General features: G+C 64.8%; 17 protein-coding genes. 8 read left to right on the top strand and 9 right to left on the bottom strand.

The genetic code is table 11. The features are described from left to right. Nucleotides 1–5: 5 nt before the first annotated feature. The 6 genes from SB753_RS03965 to SB753_RS03940 form a co-directional block, all read right to left on the bottom strand. Nucleotides 6–569: a cytochrome b gene (locus tag SB753_RS03965; protein ID WP_020066354.1), complete on the bottom strand. Its 564-nt coding sequence runs from the start codon at nucleotides 567–569 to the stop codon at nucleotides 6–8. Between the two features lie 15 nt (nucleotides 570–584). Further along, nucleotides 585–1,439 (bottom strand): formylmethanofuran dehydrogenase subunit C, encoded by an 855-nt coding sequence (locus SB753_RS03960; protein WP_410799070.1) that lies wholly within the window; start codon nucleotides 1,437–1,439, stop codon nucleotides 585–587. After that, nucleotides 1,436–2,395: a formylmethanofuran--tetrahydromethanopterin N-formyltransferase gene (gene fhcD, locus SB753_RS03955; RefSeq protein ID WP_410799613.1), complete on the bottom strand. Its 960-nt coding sequence runs from the start codon at nucleotides 2,393–2,395 to the stop codon at nucleotides 1,436–1,438. The genes SB753_RS03960 and fhcD overlap by 4 nt, the downstream gene beginning before the upstream one ends. A 31-nt stretch (nucleotides 2,396–2,426) precedes the next feature. Then, complete coding sequence (locus tag SB753_RS03950; RefSeq protein WP_410799068.1) at nucleotides 2,427–4,127, bottom strand: formylmethanofuran dehydrogenase subunit A; 1,701 nt, start codon at nucleotides 4,125–4,127, stop codon at nucleotides 2,427–2,429. After that, nucleotides 4,124–5,542 (bottom strand): formylmethanofuran dehydrogenase, encoded by a 1,419-nt coding sequence (locus SB753_RS03945; RefSeq protein ID WP_410799066.1) that lies wholly within the window; start codon nucleotides 5,540–5,542, stop codon nucleotides 4,124–4,126. The genes SB753_RS03950 and SB753_RS03945 overlap by 4 nt, the downstream gene beginning before the upstream one ends. Nucleotides 5,543–5,846: 304 nt before the next feature. Further along, nucleotides 5,847–6,593: a HisA/HisF-related TIM barrel protein gene (locus SB753_RS03940; protein WP_408474285.1), complete on the bottom strand. Its 747-nt coding sequence runs from the start codon at nucleotides 6,591–6,593 to the stop codon at nucleotides 5,847–5,849. A 13-nt stretch (nucleotides 6,594–6,606) separates the two neighbouring features. Here SB753_RS03940 and SB753_RS03935 point away from each other — a divergent pair, with 13 nt between their 5' ends. The 3 genes from SB753_RS03935 to SB753_RS03925 all read left to right on the top strand — a co-directional run bounded on the left by SB753_RS03935 (nucleotide 6,607) and on the right by SB753_RS03925 (nucleotide 9,573). Beyond that, the gene (locus SB753_RS03935; RefSeq protein WP_410799064.1) at nucleotides 6,607–7,758 is read left to right on the top strand and encodes an ATP-grasp domain-containing protein; all 1,152 of its coding nucleotides are present in this window, start codon (nucleotides 6,607–6,609) and stop codon (nucleotides 7,756–7,758) included. Next, the gene (locus tag SB753_RS03930) at nucleotides 7,755–8,879 is read left to right on the top strand and encodes a hydantoinase/oxoprolinase family protein (protein ID WP_410799062.1); all 1,125 of its coding nucleotides are present in this window, start codon (nucleotides 7,755–7,757) and stop codon (nucleotides 8,877–8,879) included. The genes SB753_RS03935 and SB753_RS03930 overlap by 4 nt, the downstream gene beginning before the upstream one ends. Nucleotides 8,880–8,982: 103 nt before the next feature. Further along, nucleotides 8,983–9,573: an aspartate kinase gene (locus SB753_RS03925; RefSeq protein ID WP_410799060.1), complete on the top strand. Its 591-nt coding sequence runs from the start codon at nucleotides 8,983–8,985 to the stop codon at nucleotides 9,571–9,573. A 93-nt stretch (nucleotides 9,574–9,666) separates the two neighbouring features. Here SB753_RS03925 and SB753_RS03920 read toward each other — a convergent pair whose 3' ends face one another. The 3 genes from SB753_RS03920 to pqqA all read right to left on the bottom strand — a co-directional run bounded on the left by SB753_RS03920 (nucleotide 9,667) and on the right by pqqA (nucleotide 11,224). After that, entirely contained in the window at nucleotides 9,667–10,410 is a 744-nt protein-coding gene (locus tag SB753_RS03920) for a (5-formylfuran-3-yl)methyl phosphate synthase (RefSeq protein WP_410799058.1), read from the bottom strand. A 54-nt stretch (nucleotides 10,411–10,464) separates the two neighbouring features. Further along, nucleotides 10,465–11,049 (bottom strand): DUF447 domain-containing protein, encoded by a 585-nt coding sequence (locus SB753_RS03915; RefSeq protein WP_410799057.1) that lies wholly within the window; start codon nucleotides 11,047–11,049, stop codon nucleotides 10,465–10,467. A gap of 100 nt (nucleotides 11,050–11,149) precedes the next feature. Further along, entirely contained in the window at nucleotides 11,150–11,224 is a 75-nt protein-coding gene (pqqA, locus tag SB753_RS03910; RefSeq protein ID WP_410799612.1) for a pyrroloquinoline quinone precursor peptide PqqA, read from the bottom strand. A 556-nt stretch (nucleotides 11,225–11,780) separates the two neighbouring features. On the opposite strand from pqqA, the gene SB753_RS03905 reads away from it, so the two are divergent. The 5 genes from SB753_RS03905 to SB753_RS03885 all read left to right on the top strand — a co-directional run bounded on the left by SB753_RS03905 (nucleotide 11,781) and on the right by SB753_RS03885 (nucleotide 17,053). Next, nucleotides 11,781–13,280: a ribulose-bisphosphate carboxylase large subunit gene (locus SB753_RS03905; protein WP_020066343.1), complete on the top strand. Its 1,500-nt coding sequence runs from the start codon at nucleotides 11,781–11,783 to the stop codon at nucleotides 13,278–13,280. Between the two features lie 109 nt (nucleotides 13,281–13,389). Further along, nucleotides 13,390–13,818 carry a ribulose bisphosphate carboxylase small subunit gene (locus SB753_RS03900; protein ID WP_410799055.1) on the top strand — a complete coding sequence of 143 codons (429 nt, stop codon included), beginning with the start codon at nucleotides 13,390–13,392 and terminating at the stop codon, nucleotides 13,816–13,818. 70 nt (nucleotides 13,819–13,888) lie between these two features. Next, nucleotides 13,889–14,977: a CbbX protein gene (gene cbbX / locus SB753_RS03895; RefSeq protein ID WP_410799053.1), complete on the top strand. Its 1,089-nt coding sequence runs from the start codon at nucleotides 13,889–13,891 to the stop codon at nucleotides 14,975–14,977. 25 nt (nucleotides 14,978–15,002) lie between these two features. Continuing rightward, nucleotides 15,003–16,118: a class 1 fructose-bisphosphatase gene (locus tag SB753_RS03890; protein ID WP_027775927.1), complete on the top strand. Its 1,116-nt coding sequence runs from the start codon at nucleotides 15,003–15,005 to the stop codon at nucleotides 16,116–16,118. 62 nt (nucleotides 16,119–16,180) lie between these two features. After that, a complete protein-coding gene (locus SB753_RS03885) occupies nucleotides 16,181–17,053 on the top strand; it encodes a phosphoribulokinase (RefSeq protein ID WP_020066339.1) in 873 nt (290 codons plus the stop codon). Nucleotides 17,054–17,073 lie beyond the last annotated feature (20 nt).

Genomic DNA, 17,073 nt, shown 5'->3' with positions numbered 1-17,073 from the left:
CCGCCTCATGGCAACATCCTCGCGAGCAGATTGTCACGGTCGATCCATTGATGCTTGAGCGCGCCCGCCACATGCAACGCGATCAGCGCGATCAGCACATAGGCGGTCGCTTCGTGAATGCCGAAGAACAGTTCGCGCAGCCCCGCGTCGTCCCAGCCCCACTTGGGCAGCGGGATACCCCAGAAGCGCGTTCCATAGCGGTTGAATGACGAGCCCAGATAGCCCGACACGGGCATTGCCACCATTGCCACGTATAAAAGGCCCTGCGTAGTGCGCGCGGCGGCGCGTTGCCACGGTCGCATCGGCGGCAGGGGCGGCCGATGAAAGGCCACACGCGCCACGATGCGTAGAAGCACCAGCAGGAAAACCGTCAGTCCGATGGACTTGTGAAGGTTCAGAAGCGTCGCCTTGACGGGCAGGCCCTTCGGCAGTCCGACCATATACAGCCCGAGCGCGAGCAGGCCGATGATGCCGAAGGCGATCAGCCAATGCAGTGCGATCATCGAGCCGGCGTAGCGCGGTGCGGCGCTGGCGCGTGAGGGCGCGGAAGAAGAATGCGCGGTCGTCATGTCTGCCTCCTTTGGTTAGCCCACCACGAGGATTTCGCCCCGTCCGTCGACGGCGACATCGCCTGCATAGCGGCGCGGCAGACGGGCCGCGCGCCACTGTGAGAAAGGCGCAATCTCGCTGGCGAGACTGCGCACGAGCAGAGACCAGAATACGTCGAAACCACGGCCGCCGTCGGTGAAGGTGGGTGGCACACTGGTGGGACGCTGGGCGAGCAGCAGGGTTCCGCGCCTCATCCCATACGCATAGTGTGCGCCCAGTTGACCCGCGATGCCGATGGTGCCCGCGACGAGCCGCGACGCTGCGAAATCGCCCGCGTTGCCGCCCACCAGCACGAGCCCGCGACGCATGCGGTCGGCGAGCCGCGCGCCCGCGTTACCGTGAATCGTCAGCGTGCCGCCCGTCATGCCTTCCATGTCGCCGGCGAGCGCGCCCGCCGCGAAATCGCCGCAATTGCCCGCCACCGTGAGCCGTCCGCCGCGCATTTCGCAGGCGGTGAAATGGCCCGCGTCGCCGTCGATTCGCAACACGCCGCCGGCCATCTGCAAGCCGCATTGATCGCCTGCCGAACCGCTCACGATGAGGTGGCCTTGCGTCATTCGCGCGCCGATGCGGTCGAGCCACGGTCCGGCGTCTTCGATCATCAGCGCGCAGTCGGCGCCGCCCTGGCCCGCTTCGTCCGACGCCGCCGCATCGCCGCTGCGCGAGACGTCGAATACATCGCCGACGGCGCAACTATCGTTGCCTGCGGGCAGCACGATGCGCTCGACGTCCGCGATGGAGAGCGCCGCGAGCGCCGCCGGCAGCAACGCCGAGGCGTCGACGCGAAAACCCGGCGCCGTCCTGACGCGCAACGTGGTCACGACGCTCATGTGCCGCTCCCGCCGAGACCGGCCGCCAGTTGGTGAAGATGGAAGTGGTAGGGACCGAGCTTGCCGCCGTAATTGCCCGCCGACACGCGCAGCAGCCCCGCCGCGCGCCCCAGTCCGGCGGCTGCGACGATGCCCGCCGTCATCGCCGCGCCGACGTCCGCTTCGGTGAGCCCGTCGATCACGATTTCGAGCACACAGCCCACTTCCGCGCTTAGTTCGCTGCGCGCTGAGAGGCCCGCGAGCGTCGGACAGAACGCGTCGTTCGTGGACGCGGCGGCGCCTTTGTACTTCGAGCCGACCTTCGAGCCCGAACGCACGACGCCGCCTGGAAACGGCATGATCACGTTCGGCAACATGCGCATCGCGGCGACCGCCGCTTCGGCAGCGGCCAGCGCCGCGTCGATATCGCGTGCGAGAAGAATCAGATTGCCGCCGCCCACGGCCTTCACGGTGGGCGCGGTTTCCTCGCAGACGAATTCGCCGTCCATTACCGGCACTCGCCAGTAGCGCGTGTCGCCGAGCATCTTCGAGATCTGCCAGCCGTCGCCGAAAAAACGCAGGTTTTTGCCGAGCGGTGCGAGATCGGAGAGCGGCGCTCGGCTCGTTTCCGGGTCGATGCCGCGATAGACGGCAGTGGTCGGGCAAGTGAGCACGCATTGTCCGACACGCCGTTCAATCTGCTTGGCCAGTTCCTTCGACGACACGGCGAACAGCAGCACGGCGGCGCCCGGCCGTCCATCTGGTGTTTCGTCGCCTTCGAGCGTGCGTTCGATGCCGGCCTCGCAGCCGCAGCCGATCACCGAGGTCGCAAAACCCGTCAGCGAGCGCGCCGCGTTCATTGCCCACGCCGGCGTATGCGCGGTGATGACGAGCCGCGTCGCCTTCATCGGAAACGCTTCCGCGAAGGTGGCGTCGATCGTGGTGCCGTTGATTTGCAGGGTCGCCGTGTCGCTCATCGTGTGCGGGTCGCTGTTCAGGTCAGCCATGTCAACCGTGCGCAAAGCATTCGACCGGCAGCAGCTTGCCGCCGCGGCAGCAGTTGCAGATTTCGTCGTCGCTGATTGCCGCATGCGCGAAGTTGCTCGCGAGATTTTTTTCGCTGTAGGCGCGTATCCGCTTCTCGATGCCCCGGTCGAATTCCGGCGACACGAAGTGGATGCCGCCCGTCGGGGTCGCGACGAGCGTGCCGTCGCGCGCCACCAGCTCGCCGTCCTTGAACACGTAAGCGGGCGACGTGAACATCCGTTCGCGGTCCGGATTGTCGCGATAGACGGCAATGTCCGCCGCCGCGCCCACGCCGAGATGGCCGCGGTCGCGCAAGCCGAGCAGGCGCGCCGGTCCCGCACGCGTGATGATTGCGATCTCGTACAGCGAGAACTCGCGTGTCAGTTGCGGTAACGCACTCGCCACTTGCGCGTCGGCATGGAGCTTCGCCAGTTGTTCGTCGCGAAACGATTTGTCCATCAAGAGACGGATCAGATGCGGATAGCTCGTGAAGGGGCCGCCGTTGGGATGATCGGTGGTCATGGCGACGCGCCACGGATCGTCCACGAGAAGAAAAATCTCCAGCCCGATGATCCACTGCAATGCATTCACATAGCTCTGCTCGCGATAGCGGAACGGCACCACGCCGCAACCGGCGTCGCATTCGATGTCGCCCACCACCCACTTGTGCGGCCGGGCGAGCGGCGCGTTGCGGAACTGCATCATCGTGTCGCCGGAGGCCGTCACGGTCTGGCCGAAGATAATCTGGCCGACGTCGATCGACACGTTCGGCCGCGCGTTCACGGCCTCCGCGATCTGGCGCGCGCCCGACGAGAATTTCAGCGGTCCTTCCACGCCATAGCTGTGAAACTGAATATGAGTGAGGTGCACGGGGAGACCGTCGGCGGCATCCATCGTCGCGATGGTCGAATCGATGTTGCCGGGCACGCCGAGATTGCTCGCATGCACATGCAGCGGATGCGGCACGCGCAACTCGGTCAGCGCGCGCGTCAACGTGTGCAGCACGTCGCGCGGCGTGATGCCGTAATGCACGTGCGGTTCGTCGACATTCAACGCGCGCTGGTTGAACTTGAAGGCGGAAATGCCGCCGGGGTTCACGACCTTGACGCCAAGCGCCTTGCTGGAATGGATCGTCCAGCCGACATAGTCGCGCAGGCGCTCGAAGTCGTCGCGCGCGGCGAGCATCTGCAGGAACAGTTCGTCGTTGCCAAGCATCACGTAGGCGCCGTGATCGATGATCGGCGTGTCGCCCATCTCCAGGTGCGTGTGCCGCGCGTTGGACGGCATCATCGCCGGCTCGAACGCTGCGGTGTAGCCCATTTCCGCGTAACGGTAGCCGGTTGCCAGCGTGCCGGGCGCGCAGACGCCGCACGAAGGCAGCCTCAGATAGCGGCCGCTTGCGTCCTGCACGGACTCATAGGCTGCGTCGCGCACGGGGTCGTCGCGGTGATCCTCGGGCAGCAGAAGGCGCGACAGATTCGTCTTGCCGCCGCCAATATGCGAATGCATGTCGATGCCGCCCGCCATTACGATCATGCCGGTGGCGTCGTATTCGCTGTCGGCCGGGACGTTGGCAGGCACATCGACGATGCGGCCGTCGCGAATGGCCAGGTCGCGGCGCTCGCCGTCGATGCCGTTGGCTGGATCGAAAACCGTGCCGCCCTTGAGCCGGATCAGCGTCATGGCCGCACCTGCGCGGCGGAAGGTGCTGGATCAGGCGCTGGGAAGCTGGTGGGTATCCGCGCGGCAAGCTGCGCCGCCACGGTCGCGACCGTGGCAAGCGGCGCGCCGCGCGCGGCGGCGAGCGGCATCACCACCGAACTGTCGACCCGGAACAGATGCCCGCCGCTATCGACGCCAGGTGTGGCGACCGGAATGAACACGGTGCCCTCGCCACGCGCCGCCGCGATCTGCGCGAGAGCGGGGTGGCCGAGCACGATGGTCGGCAGGTCTTGAGGCAATGCTTCGGGCCATGCGGGCGGCGCGAAACTGGCGACCCACAGCAGCGCGTCGATTTCGCCATCGGCGAGCAGCCGTTCGGTGCGATAGCGATACGGGTCGTGATCGAGCGGTGCGGTGCCGGCGGTGCGTGCTGGCTTTGAGACCCGCGTGCGAAGCGGCAGGCCCGAGAGCCACGTGACGGTCTGGTTGACGCTCAGCGCGCCGTCGTCGCCGCCGAGCGCGAGGCCGCCCGCGCGCGACTTCAGATTCGACGCCTTGACGATCCGGTTCAGCGCTTCGATCAACAGTGCGGCATGCGGGCCGGGCAACGAAGCGGGTTCATAAACGAATACGGCGTACCGCGCCGCCGCGATGCGAGCCTGAAGCGCCTGCAACACGTCGAGCGACTGCTTCGAGTCCTGGGCATCTGCAATGTCTTCAGGGAAGGCGTTTGGCACACGCGCGTCGCTGATGGTTGACCACAGCGCGAGCGTATCGAACGGATCGGCGTCCGGCAGGATCGACTCGACTCGCGTGTTCGCGAGCCGGCTTGCCGCCGGATCGGGCTCGCAGCCGACGAACACCAGTTCGCGCGCCGTGTCGGTTCCTTCAATCGTGCGGGCGAAGAAGCGCGGATAGCGGCGCGACGGCTGACAGCCGAAAAAAATCAGCAGATCGGCGCGGGAGCGCACTTCGGAAAGCGTCGTGAAAAACGAGCCGCGGTCCTGCAAGGCGAGCGTGGCCGCGCTCATCGCATCGCCATGCTGATGATCGAGGATCGCGCCGCAGCCTGCAGCAAGCGTGTACAACGCACGCGCACCTGCCACATCGGTCGACAATCCGCCGAACAGCGGACGCCGGGCCGACGACAGAATCCGCGCCGCATGAGTCAGCGCTGCGTCCAGTTCCACGTCGTGTCCGTCAACGCTCGCACCGCACTGCTCATCTGCCGCACCGTAGCACGCGAGCGCTTGCAAGAGGCGAGGGCAGTCGGTGTTCTGCACGGCGAGCGTTGCGTCGCCACGCGATTCGATCGCAAGGTCGTCGCATAGCAGCGGACAGAACGGGCAGGTCCAGTCGCGTGTGATCGACGCGGCGGGCACGTGGGCCGCGCCTGAAGGCATGGTCGTCGACGGGTCAGTGGGCGAGAGGTGCATGGGGCGACATTTAGCAAGCTCCATGCCGATGCGTCGGACTGCACAGCGTGAGCGGCGGCACGTAGCGCTCCGGCTGCCTATGCAAGCTCTCGTTCGCTGGATCGCGGAGACTGGGCGAGACGCGACCAAGGGCCGAGGGCTCGCGACCTTGTCACCACAGGCCGCGCAACTCTGACGCAGCGCACAGGTTGTGTGTCGTTCTGGAGCAGAGTGTCACGCGCGGCTCTTTAAAGCTCGACAAACCTTGCCGTTTGTTTACCGCCACACCCCGTTCGCCGATTGGCATGGAACTTGTTTTGCTCGCCTACGTGGATGCGGCGAGCGGCATGCCGACGCGGCCGTCGTGCAGCGCAGACGCCACGAGCCACGCGCTTGCGCCGGTGCGAGCCGCCGCCTCGATGTCGTCGCGATGGCGAATCCCGCCTGCGCCGATCACGTCTGTATGGGCTGGAGCAGTGGCGCGAACACGCTCGAAAGTGGCGAGATCCGGGCCGTCGTAGCTGCCAACCTGATCGAGTGTCATCGCGATCACTCTTCGCGGCCACGACGCGGGCGTGAGTGTCGAGATGTCGGAGGGTGTTGCGGCTGTCAGCAGTTGACCGGCGCGATGGTCGAGTGAGAGTAGCGGCGAGAGCCCGGCGGTTTCGGCGGCGTGCAGGGCTTGCGGGTCTTGCAGCGATTCGGTGCCGAACACCGGCACGAGCGTCGCCAGATCGTGGGTCGCGGCCTTGCTGCCAGCGTCGATACGGTCGAAGAGCGCGAGCATCGACGCGTAGTCGGCGTAGCCAGCGTCGAGCCAGATGTCGATGCCCGGCAGCGCGGCATGCAGAGCAGTGAGCGTTTGAATGTGGGCGCCCTGTTGGAGGATGGCGCCAAGGTCGGCGATATAGAGCGTGCGCGCGCCGCTCGCAACAAGCAGCGCGCGGGCGACGGCAAGCGGCTCGCTGGTGGCCGTCAGCGACGAGCGTATCGGCAGATAGGCAGTCCGTTCGCCGCGCACCGCACGAACGACGTGGCCGTCGAGCAGATCGAGAACCGGTATCACCTGCATAGGGGCGCATCCTTTGACCAAGATCTTTGTCTTCGAGTATCTCACCGGCGGCGGCATCGACCCCGCGCTTGCTGGGGCTGGCAGCCTCGCCGACCTGAGCGCGCTGATCGTCGAAGGCCGCGTGATGCGCGACGCGCTGGTCGCGGACCTGCGCGAACTCGACGGCGTTCAGGTCAGCTTTGCGAGTTCGCGCTTCGAGACCGTCGATCCCGCGTTGGCTCATTGTATGGCCGCGCCCGGTGAATCGATGACGGCCTTCGTCGCGCGCGTGGCCCGCGAGCACGACTACGCATGCATCATCGCGCCGGAATGCGACGGCTTGCTGCTGCATCTGTACGACGCGGTCGGCGCGGCGCGCTGGCTCGGCTGTGCGAAAGAGGCGATTCGCGTCGCGTCGAGCAAGAGCGCGACGGCGGCCTGTCTGGCGGCGCGCGGCATCGCGACCACGCCGGCCATCGAACCCGGCCAGGCGGTGACCCACACGGGCAACAAATGGGTCGTCAAACCCGACGACGGCGCGGGCGGACTCGACACATTCCTGTTCGACGATTTCGCGCAGGCTTGCGCCGAATTCGACGCACGCGCGGCGCAAGGGCGCAACCCGGTATTGCAGGAGTGGGTCGACGGCGAGCCGCTCAGTCTTTCTCTGATCTGCGATGGCGAGCGCGTCGAACTGGTCAGCATCAACCGGCAGCAGATTGGCTTGAGCGAAGGCAAGGCGCATGGGCAGCATGCGCGCATCGTCGAATTCGACGGTGTGGCGGTCAATCAGATCGACACGGCGGGCGAGCAGGGCGAGGCGCTGCGCGAGCTTGCGAAACGCGTCGCGACGGCGATGCCCGGGCTGCGCGGCTTTGCGGGCATCGACGTGGTGTGGCATCCGTCGCGTGGGCCGGTCGTCATCGAAGTCAATCCGCGTCTCACTGTGGCTTATGCAGGCCTTTCCGCCGCGCTGGGGGGCAATCTCGCGGCGGCTTTGCTGGCCGCGCATGGCGTGCGCGTTCAGCCGGGCAAAACCGATGAAACCGGTGAAACCGGTGAAACCCGTGAAACCGGCCAATCAGGCGAATCGCGCGGGCCGGGCGAATCGGCAACAGGCGGCCGACCTACGGCTGCGGCGGCGCGCGCCCACGACGCCCGGCCTCTTTGCGGAGTTCGGCCATGAACGCGCCGCGCATGAACCCCGTGAGCGCCGCGCCGGTGTTCGGCTGGGACGTCGGCGGCGCGCACGTCAAGGTGTCGATGAACGATGCGAGCGGCGTCGTGCTCGAGGTCGCGCAGTGGGCTTGCCCATTGTGGCAAGGGCTCGAACATCTCGAACGCACCATCGACCTCGTGTTCGAACGCTGGCCGGTCGCGAAAACCTACGCGGCGCGCCACGCCGTGACGATGACGGGCGAGATGGTCGATCTTTTCGAGGACCGCGCGCAAGGCGTGCGGGCAATCGCAGCGGCGCTCGCCCAACGGCTCGGGCCACGCGTCGCTTTCTATGCGGGCGAGTCTGGTTGGTTGACGGCGCAGACGTGCGCGGCCGGCTGGCGCAGCGTCGCGTCGGCGAACTGGCTGGCGACCGCTCGCTGGATAGCGACGCGCGTACCGAATGCATTGCTGATCGACATCGGCAGCACGACGACCGACATCATTCCGCTTGCGAACGGGAGAGTCGTTGCGCGTGCATCGACGGATGCAGGGCGGCTCGCGACCGGTGAACTCGTCTATCAGGGCGTCGTGCGCACGCCGTTGTGCGGAATCGCGCAGCGCATCGAGTTCGGCGGGGCGGCGGTCAACGTGATGAACGAATGGTTCGCGACCACCGCAGACGTCTACCGCCTCACCAGCGAACTCGCGCCGCAATACGACCTTTACCCGAGCGCCGACAACGGCCCGAAAGACGAACTCGCTAGCAGAAGGCGGCTCGCGCGGATGATCGGCCGCGACGCGCATGAAGCGAGCCCCCCCGAATGGCGCGCGTTCGCGCAGCGTTGGCGCGAGCTGCAGCTGCGCGAGATCGGTGCCAACCTGACACGCGTGACGGCGGCGCATCCCGAGCTTGCCGCCGCACCGCTCGTGGGCGCTGGCTGCGGACGCTTTCTGGCGGCGGCGCTCGCGCGTGAAGAGGCGCGCGGCTATATGGATTTCGGCTCGCTGGCGGGAGGCGCGGCCGATCAGGCGGACTGGATAGCGACGTGTGCGCCGAGCGTGGCGGTGGGGCTACTCGCGGCGACGCGTTATGCGCAGGCCGGCGGCGGCGTTCGAAGCGTCGATGCGGCTACACGCGCCGCATGAACCACATGAGACATCCGGAGGAGGCGGGCGCAAAGAGCAAACAGGCGGGCCAGCAGGCAAGCGGACAAGCAAACGAGGTTAATCGCAAACGAGGACAACGATCATGTGGGTGGTCAAGATCGGGGGCAGCCTGAGTCATGAGCCGGCGCTGCGCCAATGGCTCATCGAGCTATGCGAAGTGGGGGGCGGGCGCGTCGTCATCGTTCCGGGCGGCGGCGATTTCGCGGACAAGGTGCGGCAGTATCAAAGCGAGTGGAGCTTCGACGACCTCGCCGCGCACAACATGTGTTTGCTGGCCATGACGCAATACGCGCTCCTCATGCAAGGAGTCTTGCCCGAACTCGTGCTCGCCTCCAGCGAGGCGAAGATCCGTCGCGCGCTGCGCGACGGCCACGTCGCCGTGTGGGTGCCGACTGCGCTGATGCGCCACACGCCCGACGCGATGAGCAACTGGGACACAACTTCCGACAGCCTGGCCGCGTGGCTCTCGACGATGCTGAACGCCGAGCGGCTGATCGTCGTGAAGTCCTGCCCGATCCTGGGAAACGAACGGCTCGAGACGCTTGCAGCCGCGGGCGTGGTAGATCGAAGCTTTGTCGATTACGTGAACGAGGCGAACTACGTCGTCGAGCTGTTCAATAAGGACAATGTCGAACTGATGCGCGACCGGTTGCTGAATACGCCGGTGATCTGACTCAGCTGCCTCGCAGAGGCGGTGAGCTTGCCAATCTAGCCGAGCCGAGGTTAGGGCATAGAGCGCATTCAGCCATGCCGCCCATGCAGCGTGCTATACGCGGACCGCGTCGGCCGCAGCCCGATCCGCCGCTATACCGGCCGCGCCAACATTGCCTGAGCCGCGATGCAATGCGTCCGCCCATTGCGCGACGCGCTGCGGGTCGAGCCGCGAACGCCTGCCGTCGACGCACAATGCGGTCCGAAAACCCGCCACGTCAGGCGCGAGCGCGCGAATCTGTTCCAGCTGCGCCCAGCCGAGCGAACCGGCAACGCCGCACATTCCGCCTCGTTCGCGCGTGAGCCGCAGCCATCGCCCGAGCGTGTCGGTGTCCACATGATCGAACAGCGTGCTGCCGTCTTTGGCGGAGGTGTCGAACATCACGCCGACAAAACCGAGCGACGCCGCGTGCGCGGCCAACTCGCCGTTCATGCCGCCATCGCAAAGCAACACCGGCACGACAGCCGCCGGCAGGTTCGCCAGTTGGTCGAGGCAACGGCGGGCGGCCGGTCCAGGCGTCACACCTACTTTCACGTAATCGACGCCCGTGTCGCTCACTTCGATCACGCGCGCGGCGATTTCATCCAGCGCGTCCGCAGGCAAATCGCCGATCGTCGCGCTAATCGGCTTGACCGGATAACGGGCGCGAAGCTCGCGCACGATCCGCGCGATGTCGCCGATATCGAGCCCGCCCAGCGCGCCCGCGTGCGGTTCCTTCAGGTCGATCAGATCGGCGCCTGCGCGGGCGGCATCCAATGCTTCGTCGTACGAGCGGACGCTCGCAAGCAATGCGGTCATCGGTGTTCTCCGAAAAAAGCGGGAAAAACGCGAGTGGTACGCAACTAATACGTGTCAGGCGGCCTGGCCACCCGGCGATGCAAGACGTTCGCGGTGCCGCGCGATCGCGGCGGTGAGCCAGCCCCACGCGGTGCGTTCGGCGTCGCCGGCTGTTTTGTCGATGGCGATCTGCAGATACGCCATTTCGCGATCGACCTTGTCGGCCGGCAGCATGAAGAGCCGGCTCACGAGAATTGCGCCTTCCACCACGGCGGCCTGCGCGCGGTTGAAACCGGCGAACGGCGCATGCGTTTCGCGGTACACGCATTTCATGCGCAGTACCGGGCGCTCGTTGTCGTCACGCAATTCATCGAGTTCGAGTTCGGCATGCGCAAGCGACTCGGCGAGCCGCACGCCTGCCACATGGCTTGCCGCGAGCGTCGGCCAATCGGTCGCGCAATGCGTGACGCAGCCGGCAAAGATGCGGACATCCGTAGTGAAATTGAGGACCGCCGCGCGCGAGGCGACAATATTGTCGAGCGTCACGGACGGACGGAACGGCGAGAGAATGGCGAACTCGCCCTCGTAACGGGCTCCCATCGGCGCGACATGAGGACGGCCATCGCACGCTGCCGTAGTGACGATCGTTTCGTGAATCATGGATGGGAACGCGTGTCCTGGCAGCGCTCTAGGCCGCCCGTTCAGCTAACGATTAACAATCGATCCGCAGAGGGGCCGCATCACGCGGCCCATGCGGGCTTTAACGCGTAGCGATATACATCGTGATTTCGAAACCAAAACGCATATCGGTGTAGCTCGGAATCGTCCATTGCATAAGGTGCTTCCTCCATCGAGTTGATACAGCGTTGCGCCGTCGGCCCGACACACTGCCGGACTGCATTGGCGTAATCGACTACGCAAGCTCCGTGCCGGACCGGCAACGAAGACTGGAGCAGCCTATGCCGCGCCGCAATACAGCGTTCGCCGAATAACGGCGGCGGGCAGGCCCGCGCGGCACGGGCGCCGCACGAGCTTCTTGCGCGGCGCACTGTTCCGATAATGCAGCAAAGTGTTCCACCGCGCACGAAAGACCCTGATGCGCGTGTCACATACGGCGCGCATGCAACTTCACACTTTCGGCGGCCGTTCAGGAGCGCGGAGCCGGCATTATGCTTACGCCGCGATTTCACTGAAGCAAGTTGCATACGAGTGGGTGACAGGTTCCTTTCTTCGCACTTGCCGAAAGCGCACTCCACGATATGCGATCGATAACGGATCGATTAAGTCTGCCAAATAAAATCGTGAATTCTCAACCATGACGTCCTTGCCTACAGTGCACTCAAGCGCTTCGTTCTTCCGGCAGCGCGCCTGTTCACAATCGAGGATACGTCATGAACGATTTCAGTCAACCGGTGATCGAGTCCCTGCACAAGCCGCGCGATGCGGGCAATGCGCGCGAGCGCTATGCCGCCGGCGTCATGAAGTATCGCGAGATGGGCTACTGGCAACCGGATTACACGCCGAAAGACACGGACGTGATCGCACTCTTTCGCATCACGCCGCAACCGGGCGTCGAGCCGGAAGAGGCTGCGGCGGCAGTGGCCGGCGAATCGTCAACGGCAACATGGACCGTGGTGTGGACCGACCGGTTGACTGCGTGCGACATGTACCGCGCAAAAGCGTATCGGGTCGATCCGGTGCCCGCGTCGAACGCGGCCGAGCCGCAGTACTTTGCGTACATCGCGTATGAACTCGATCTGTTCGAAGAAGGGTCGATCGCGAACCTGACGGCGTCGATCATCGGCAACGTATTCGGCTTCAAACCGCTGAAAGCGCTGCGGCTCGAAGACATGCGCATACCTGTCGCTTATCTGAAGACCTTCCAGGGACCGCCGACGGGAATCGTCGTCGAACGCGAGCGGCTCGACAAGTATGGCCGTCCGCTGCTGGGCGCCACCGTCAAGCCCAAACTCGGTTTGTCGGGCAAGAACTATGGCCGCGTCGTGTACGAAGGTTTGCGCGGCGGCCTCGATTTTCTGAAGGACGACGAGAACATCAACTCGCAGGCTTTCATGCACTGGCGCGACCGCTTTCTGTTTTCCATGGAGGCGGTGAACCGCGCGCAAGCGGAGACCGGCGAGGTCAAGGGCCACTACCTGAACGTAACGGCGGGCACGATGGAGGAAATGTATGAGCGCGCCGAATTTGCGAAGGAACTGGGTTCATGCATCGTGATGATCGACCTTGTGATCGGTTGGACCGCGATTCAGTCGATGTCGCGCTGGGCTCGCAGAAACGACATGATTCTGCACCTGCATCGGGCGGGGCACAGCACATACACGCGTCAGCGCAATCACGGCATTTCGTTTCGCGTGATCGCGAAGTGGCTGCGCATGGCGGGTGTCGACCATGCGCATGCGGGCACGGCGGTGGGCAAGCTCGAAGGCGATCCACTGACCGTGCAGGGGTTTTACAACGTGTGCCGCGAGGCGCGCAACGAAGTCGACCTGTCGCGCGGCATATTCTTCGAGCAGCCATGGGCGGGCTTGCGCAAGGTAATGCCGGTGGCCTCGGGCGGCATTCACGCGGGACAGATGCATCAACTGCTCGACCTGTTCGGCGACGACGCGATCCTGCAGTTCGGTGGCGGCACCATCGGTCACCCTGGCGGCATTCAGGCGGGCGCCGTGGCCAATCGCGTCGCACTCGAGGCGATGGTGAAAGCGCGTAACGAAGGACGCGACATTCGTCACGAAGGCCCGGACATTCTGGAGGCCGCGGCGCGCTGGTGCGGGCCGCTGAAGCAGGCGCTCGATACCTGGCGCGACGTGAGCTTCAACTACGCATCGACCGATTCACCGGATTTCGCCGCCACGCCGACCGCGGCATAAGCGGCGCATCGAAAGATTCCCGGCGCAGGTTCGCAGCAGTGCCGACGCACTGCGCGGGAGACCGTGTGCGCCGTCTGAACGTTGCAGTCAATCAATCGCGAGGTACGTCATGCGCATTACACAAGGCACGTTTTCTTTCTTGCCGGAACTCACGGACGAAGAGATCGGTTTGCAGATCGACTACGCGCTCGGCCAGGGCTGGGCCTGTTCCGTCGAATTCACCGATGACCCGCATCCGCGCAACACGTATTGGGAAATGTGGGGGCTGCCGATGTTCGACCTGCACGATGCGGCCGGCGTGCTGCAGGAAGTGAAGGCGTGCCGCGCCGCGCGGCCGCAGCACTACATCAAGGTCAACGCGTTCGACTCGGTGCGCGGATTCGAGACGATGCGGCTGTCGTTCATCGTCAACCGGCCCGATGACGAGCCGGGTTTCCGGCTTACGCGTAATGATGGACCCGGGCGTGTGCAGCGATATGGGTTGTCGGGCTACGCGAGCGACAGGCCATCGGGCGAGCGCTACGGCCCGGCGCGCTGATAGCGGCGACGGGAGCGTAATGAGGTGCCGCAAATGCGCGACTAAAGCGCGATGACCGGAGGGAGAAAGCATGACCGAAGCTGCCGTTATTGACGCCGACGCACCGTCGTCCGCAGCCGGGCACGACGCACCGGACGACCACGCGGCAAAGCACGCGAGCCGTGTGTTGCCGCCGCATATCGACCTCGCCGCGCTTTATCGCGATTCCGGCATCGGCGACGTGCTCGCGGAACTCGACCGTGATCTCGTCGGCCTCGCGCCGGTGAAAACGCGCATTCGCGAGATCGCCGCGCATCTGCTCGTCGAACGGGCGCGCGAATCGCTCGGTCTCGCGAGCGGCGCGCCGACGCTGCATATGTGCTTCTCTGGCAATCCCGGCACCGGCAAAACGACGGTGGCACTACGCATGGCCGAGGTGCTGCATCGGCTTGGCTACATTCGCCGCAATCATCTCGTCTCCGTCACGCGCGACGATCTGGTCGGCCAGTACATTGGCCATACCGCGCCGAAAACGCGCGATGTGCTGAAGCGCGCGATGGGCGGCGTGCTGTTCATCGACGAAGCGTATTACCTGTATCGCCCCGAGAACGAACGGGACTACGGACAGGAAGCCATAGAAATTCTGCTGCAGACAATGGAAAACCAGCGCGACGATCTGGTGGTGATCCTCGCCGGCTACGCGTCGCGCATGGAAGTGTTCTTCGAAAGCAATCCGGGTTTTCGCTCGCGCATTGCGCATCACATCACGTTTCCCGATTACGGCGACGCCGAACTGCTCGACATTGCCGAGCGCATGCTCTCGACCTTGAATTACCGCTTCGACACCGATTCACGGCGCGCTTTCGCGGATTACCTCGCGCGGCGCACCCGTCAGCCGAATTTCGCCAATGCGCGCTCGGTGCGCAACGCGCTGGACCGCTCGCGGCTGCGCCAGGCGAATCGTCTTTTCGCCGCCGCGATGCAGGGCGGCGCGCCGATCGACGCGGCCGCGTTGACACTCATCACGACCGAAGACATTCGCGCAAGCCGCGTATTCGCCGAGCCGCTCGCGCAAAACGCCGAGCCGTCCGGGCCCTTTCTTCCGTCGGGCGCGGATGAGCCGGGAGCCGCTGAGTCGGGCGCCGCTGCGTCGCGAGCCGTAACGGCGCCGCCAGGCTGAAACAGAACAACCTCAGGAGATCGCCATGCAAGACGGACGCACGACCCTTTCGAAGTTTCTCATCGACACGCTCGACCGCCAGCCTTGCACGGCGGGAACGGCACAGAACGCCGGGCTATCCGCGCTGCTGATCGACGTAGCCGCGGCCATCAAGTCGATCTCCGCGATGCTGACCAAGGGGGCGCTCGGCGGCAATTACGGGTCGGCGCAAAGCATCAACACACATGGCGAGGAGCAGAAGAAGCTCGACGTCGCCACCAACGAAATCTTCGTGCAGCAGTGCGAGTGGGACGGGCTGCTTGCCGCGATGGCCTCCGAAGAAATGGAGAGCGTCTACACGATTCCGCAAGGCTACCCGCGCGGCGACTATCTGCTCGCGTTCGATCCGCTCGACGGCTCGTCGAATATCGACATCAACGGCGTGGTCGGTTCGATTTTTTCGGTGCTGCGCAATGTGGATGAGCGTTCCGCCGACACGGATCGACCGGTCGGCGAATCCGCGTTTCTCAGGCCGGGGCGCGAGCAGGTCGCGGCGGGCTACGCGATTTACGGCCCTTCGACGATGCTCGTGCTTTCGGTCGGCAACGGCACGCATGGCTTCACGCTCGAACGGGAGATCGGCAATTTCGTGCTTACGCATTCGAACATTCGCATTCCGGAGAACACCGCCGAGTTCGCGATCAACGCGTCGAACGAACGCTTCTGGGAGCCGCCCGTGCGCCGCTACGTGCAGGAATGTAAGGACGGCCGCACGGGTTGCCGTACAGAGGACTTCAACATGCGCTGGATTGCCTCGATGGTCGCGGAGGTGCATCGCATCCTGATGCGCGGCGGCGTGTTCATGTATCCGCGCGACTCGAAAACGCCGGTCATGGAAGGACGCCTGCGGCTGCTGTATGAAGCAAACCCGATGAGCTTTCTGGTCGAACAGGCTGGCGGCCTTTCCATCACGGGCCGCGAGCGCATTCTCGACGTGGTGCCGCATGCGCTGCATGGGCGCGTACCGGTGATTCTCGGCTCGCGCAACGAAGTGGAGCGCATTGGCCGCTATCACGGCGAATACGACCGTGGCGAAGATCGGCCATTCACGTCGCCGCTCTTTGGCCGCCGCTCGCTTTTTCTGCCGGGTTTCACCGCCTGAGCGCAAGACGCCAAGGCTCGCACAACCGGCCGAACAGAACACTACTATCCGGAGACAAACGCATGTCAGTCAAACACCCGATCATCGCGGTGACCGGTTCGAGCGGCGCCGGCACCACAACCGTGATGAAGAGCTTCACCCATATCTTCAGGCGCGAGAAGATCAACGCACAGATCGTGGAAGGCGACGCCTTTCATCGTTACGACCGCAACGGCATGCGCGAAGCGATGAAGCAGCACGAGCGCGACGGCGTACCGAACTTCAGCCATTTCGGACCAGAGGCAAATCTGCTCGAAGAACTGGAGGCGCTGTTCGCGAGCTATGGCGAGAACGGCACCGGCAAATTTCGCCACTACGTGCACGACGAAACTGAAGTGCGGCTCTACAAGCAGGATGCCGGGACGTTCACACCGTGGGAAGACGTGCAGCCCGGCACGAACCTGATGTTCTACGAGGGCTTGCACGGCGCGGCAGTGACCGATCGCATCGACATCGCGCGGCATGCCGATCTTCTGATCGGCGTCGTGCCGATCATCAATCTCGAATGGATTCAGAAACTGCATCGCGATCAGACCATGCGCGGTTACTCGCACGAGGCGGTGGTCGATACGATCCTGCGGCGTATGCCTGATTACGTGAACTACATATGTCCGCAATTCTCGCGCACGCACGTGAATTTTCAGCGTGTGCCGACTGTGGATACGTCGAACCCGTTCATCGCGCGCGAAATTCCTCAGCCCGACGAGAGCTTTGTCGTGATCCGCTTCGCGCGGCCCAAAGGTATCGACTTCCAGTACCTGCTGACGATGCTGCACGACTCCTTCATGTCGCGTCCCAACGTGATCGTCGTTCCGGGCGGCAAGATGGGGCTCGCCATGCAACTCATCTTCACGCCGATGATTCTGCAACTGATCGACCGGCGATCAAGGGCATGAGTCGAAGCGGCATGAGCCGC

The organism is Paraburkholderia sp. SIMBA_053 (assembly GCF_046534895.1).
Taxonomy (GTDB): Bacteria; Pseudomonadota; Gammaproteobacteria; order Burkholderiales; family Burkholderiaceae; genus Paraburkholderia; species Paraburkholderia caledonica.
The sequence above is the reverse complement of the archived record's forward strand: the minus strand, read 5'-3'. Positions and strand labels throughout refer to the sequence as shown.

Coding starts and splice junctions, on each gene's coding strand:
- SB753_RS03965 (WP_020066354.1), bottom strand. CDS start 569: ATGACGACCGCGCATTCTTCTTCCGCGCCCTCACGCGCCAGCGCCGCA.
- SB753_RS03960 (WP_410799070.1), bottom strand. CDS start 1,439: ATGAGCGTCGTGACCACGTTGCGCGTCAGGACGGCGCCGGGTTTTCGC.
- fhcD (WP_410799613.1), bottom strand. CDS start 2,395: ATGAGCGACACGGCGACCCTGCAAATCAACGGCACCACGATCGACGCC.
- SB753_RS03950 (WP_410799068.1), bottom strand. CDS start 4,127: ATGACGCTGATCCGGCTCAAGGGCGGCACGGTTTTCGATCCAGCCAAC.
- SB753_RS03945 (WP_410799066.1), bottom strand. CDS start 5,542: ATGCACCTCTCGCCCACTGACCCGTCGACGACCATGCCTTCAGGCGCG.
- SB753_RS03940 (WP_408474285.1), bottom strand. CDS start 6,593: ATGCAGGTGATACCGGTTCTCGATCTGCTCGACGGCCACGTCGTTCGT.
- SB753_RS03930 (WP_410799062.1), top strand. CDS start 7,755: ATGAACGCGCCGCGCATGAACCCCGTGAGCGCCGCGCCGGTGTTCGGC.
- SB753_RS03925 (WP_410799060.1), top strand. CDS start 8,983: ATGTGGGTGGTCAAGATCGGGGGCAGCCTGAGTCATGAGCCGGCGCTG.
- SB753_RS03920 (WP_410799058.1), bottom strand. CDS start 10,410: ATGACCGCATTGCTTGCGAGCGTCCGCTCGTACGACGAAGCATTGGAT.
- SB753_RS03915 (WP_410799057.1), bottom strand. CDS start 11,049: ATGATTCACGAAACGATCGTCACTACGGCAGCGTGCGATGGCCGTCCT.
- SB753_RS03905 (WP_020066343.1), top strand. CDS start 11,781: ATGAACGATTTCAGTCAACCGGTGATCGAGTCCCTGCACAAGCCGCGC.
- SB753_RS03900 (WP_410799055.1), top strand. CDS start 13,390: ATGCGCATTACACAAGGCACGTTTTCTTTCTTGCCGGAACTCACGGAC.
- cbbX (WP_410799053.1), top strand. CDS start 13,889: ATGACCGAAGCTGCCGTTATTGACGCCGACGCACCGTCGTCCGCAGCC.
- SB753_RS03890 (WP_027775927.1), top strand. CDS start 15,003: ATGCAAGACGGACGCACGACCCTTTCGAAGTTTCTCATCGACACGCTC.
- SB753_RS03885 (WP_020066339.1), top strand. CDS start 16,181: ATGTCAGTCAAACACCCGATCATCGCGGTGACCGGTTCGAGCGGCGCC.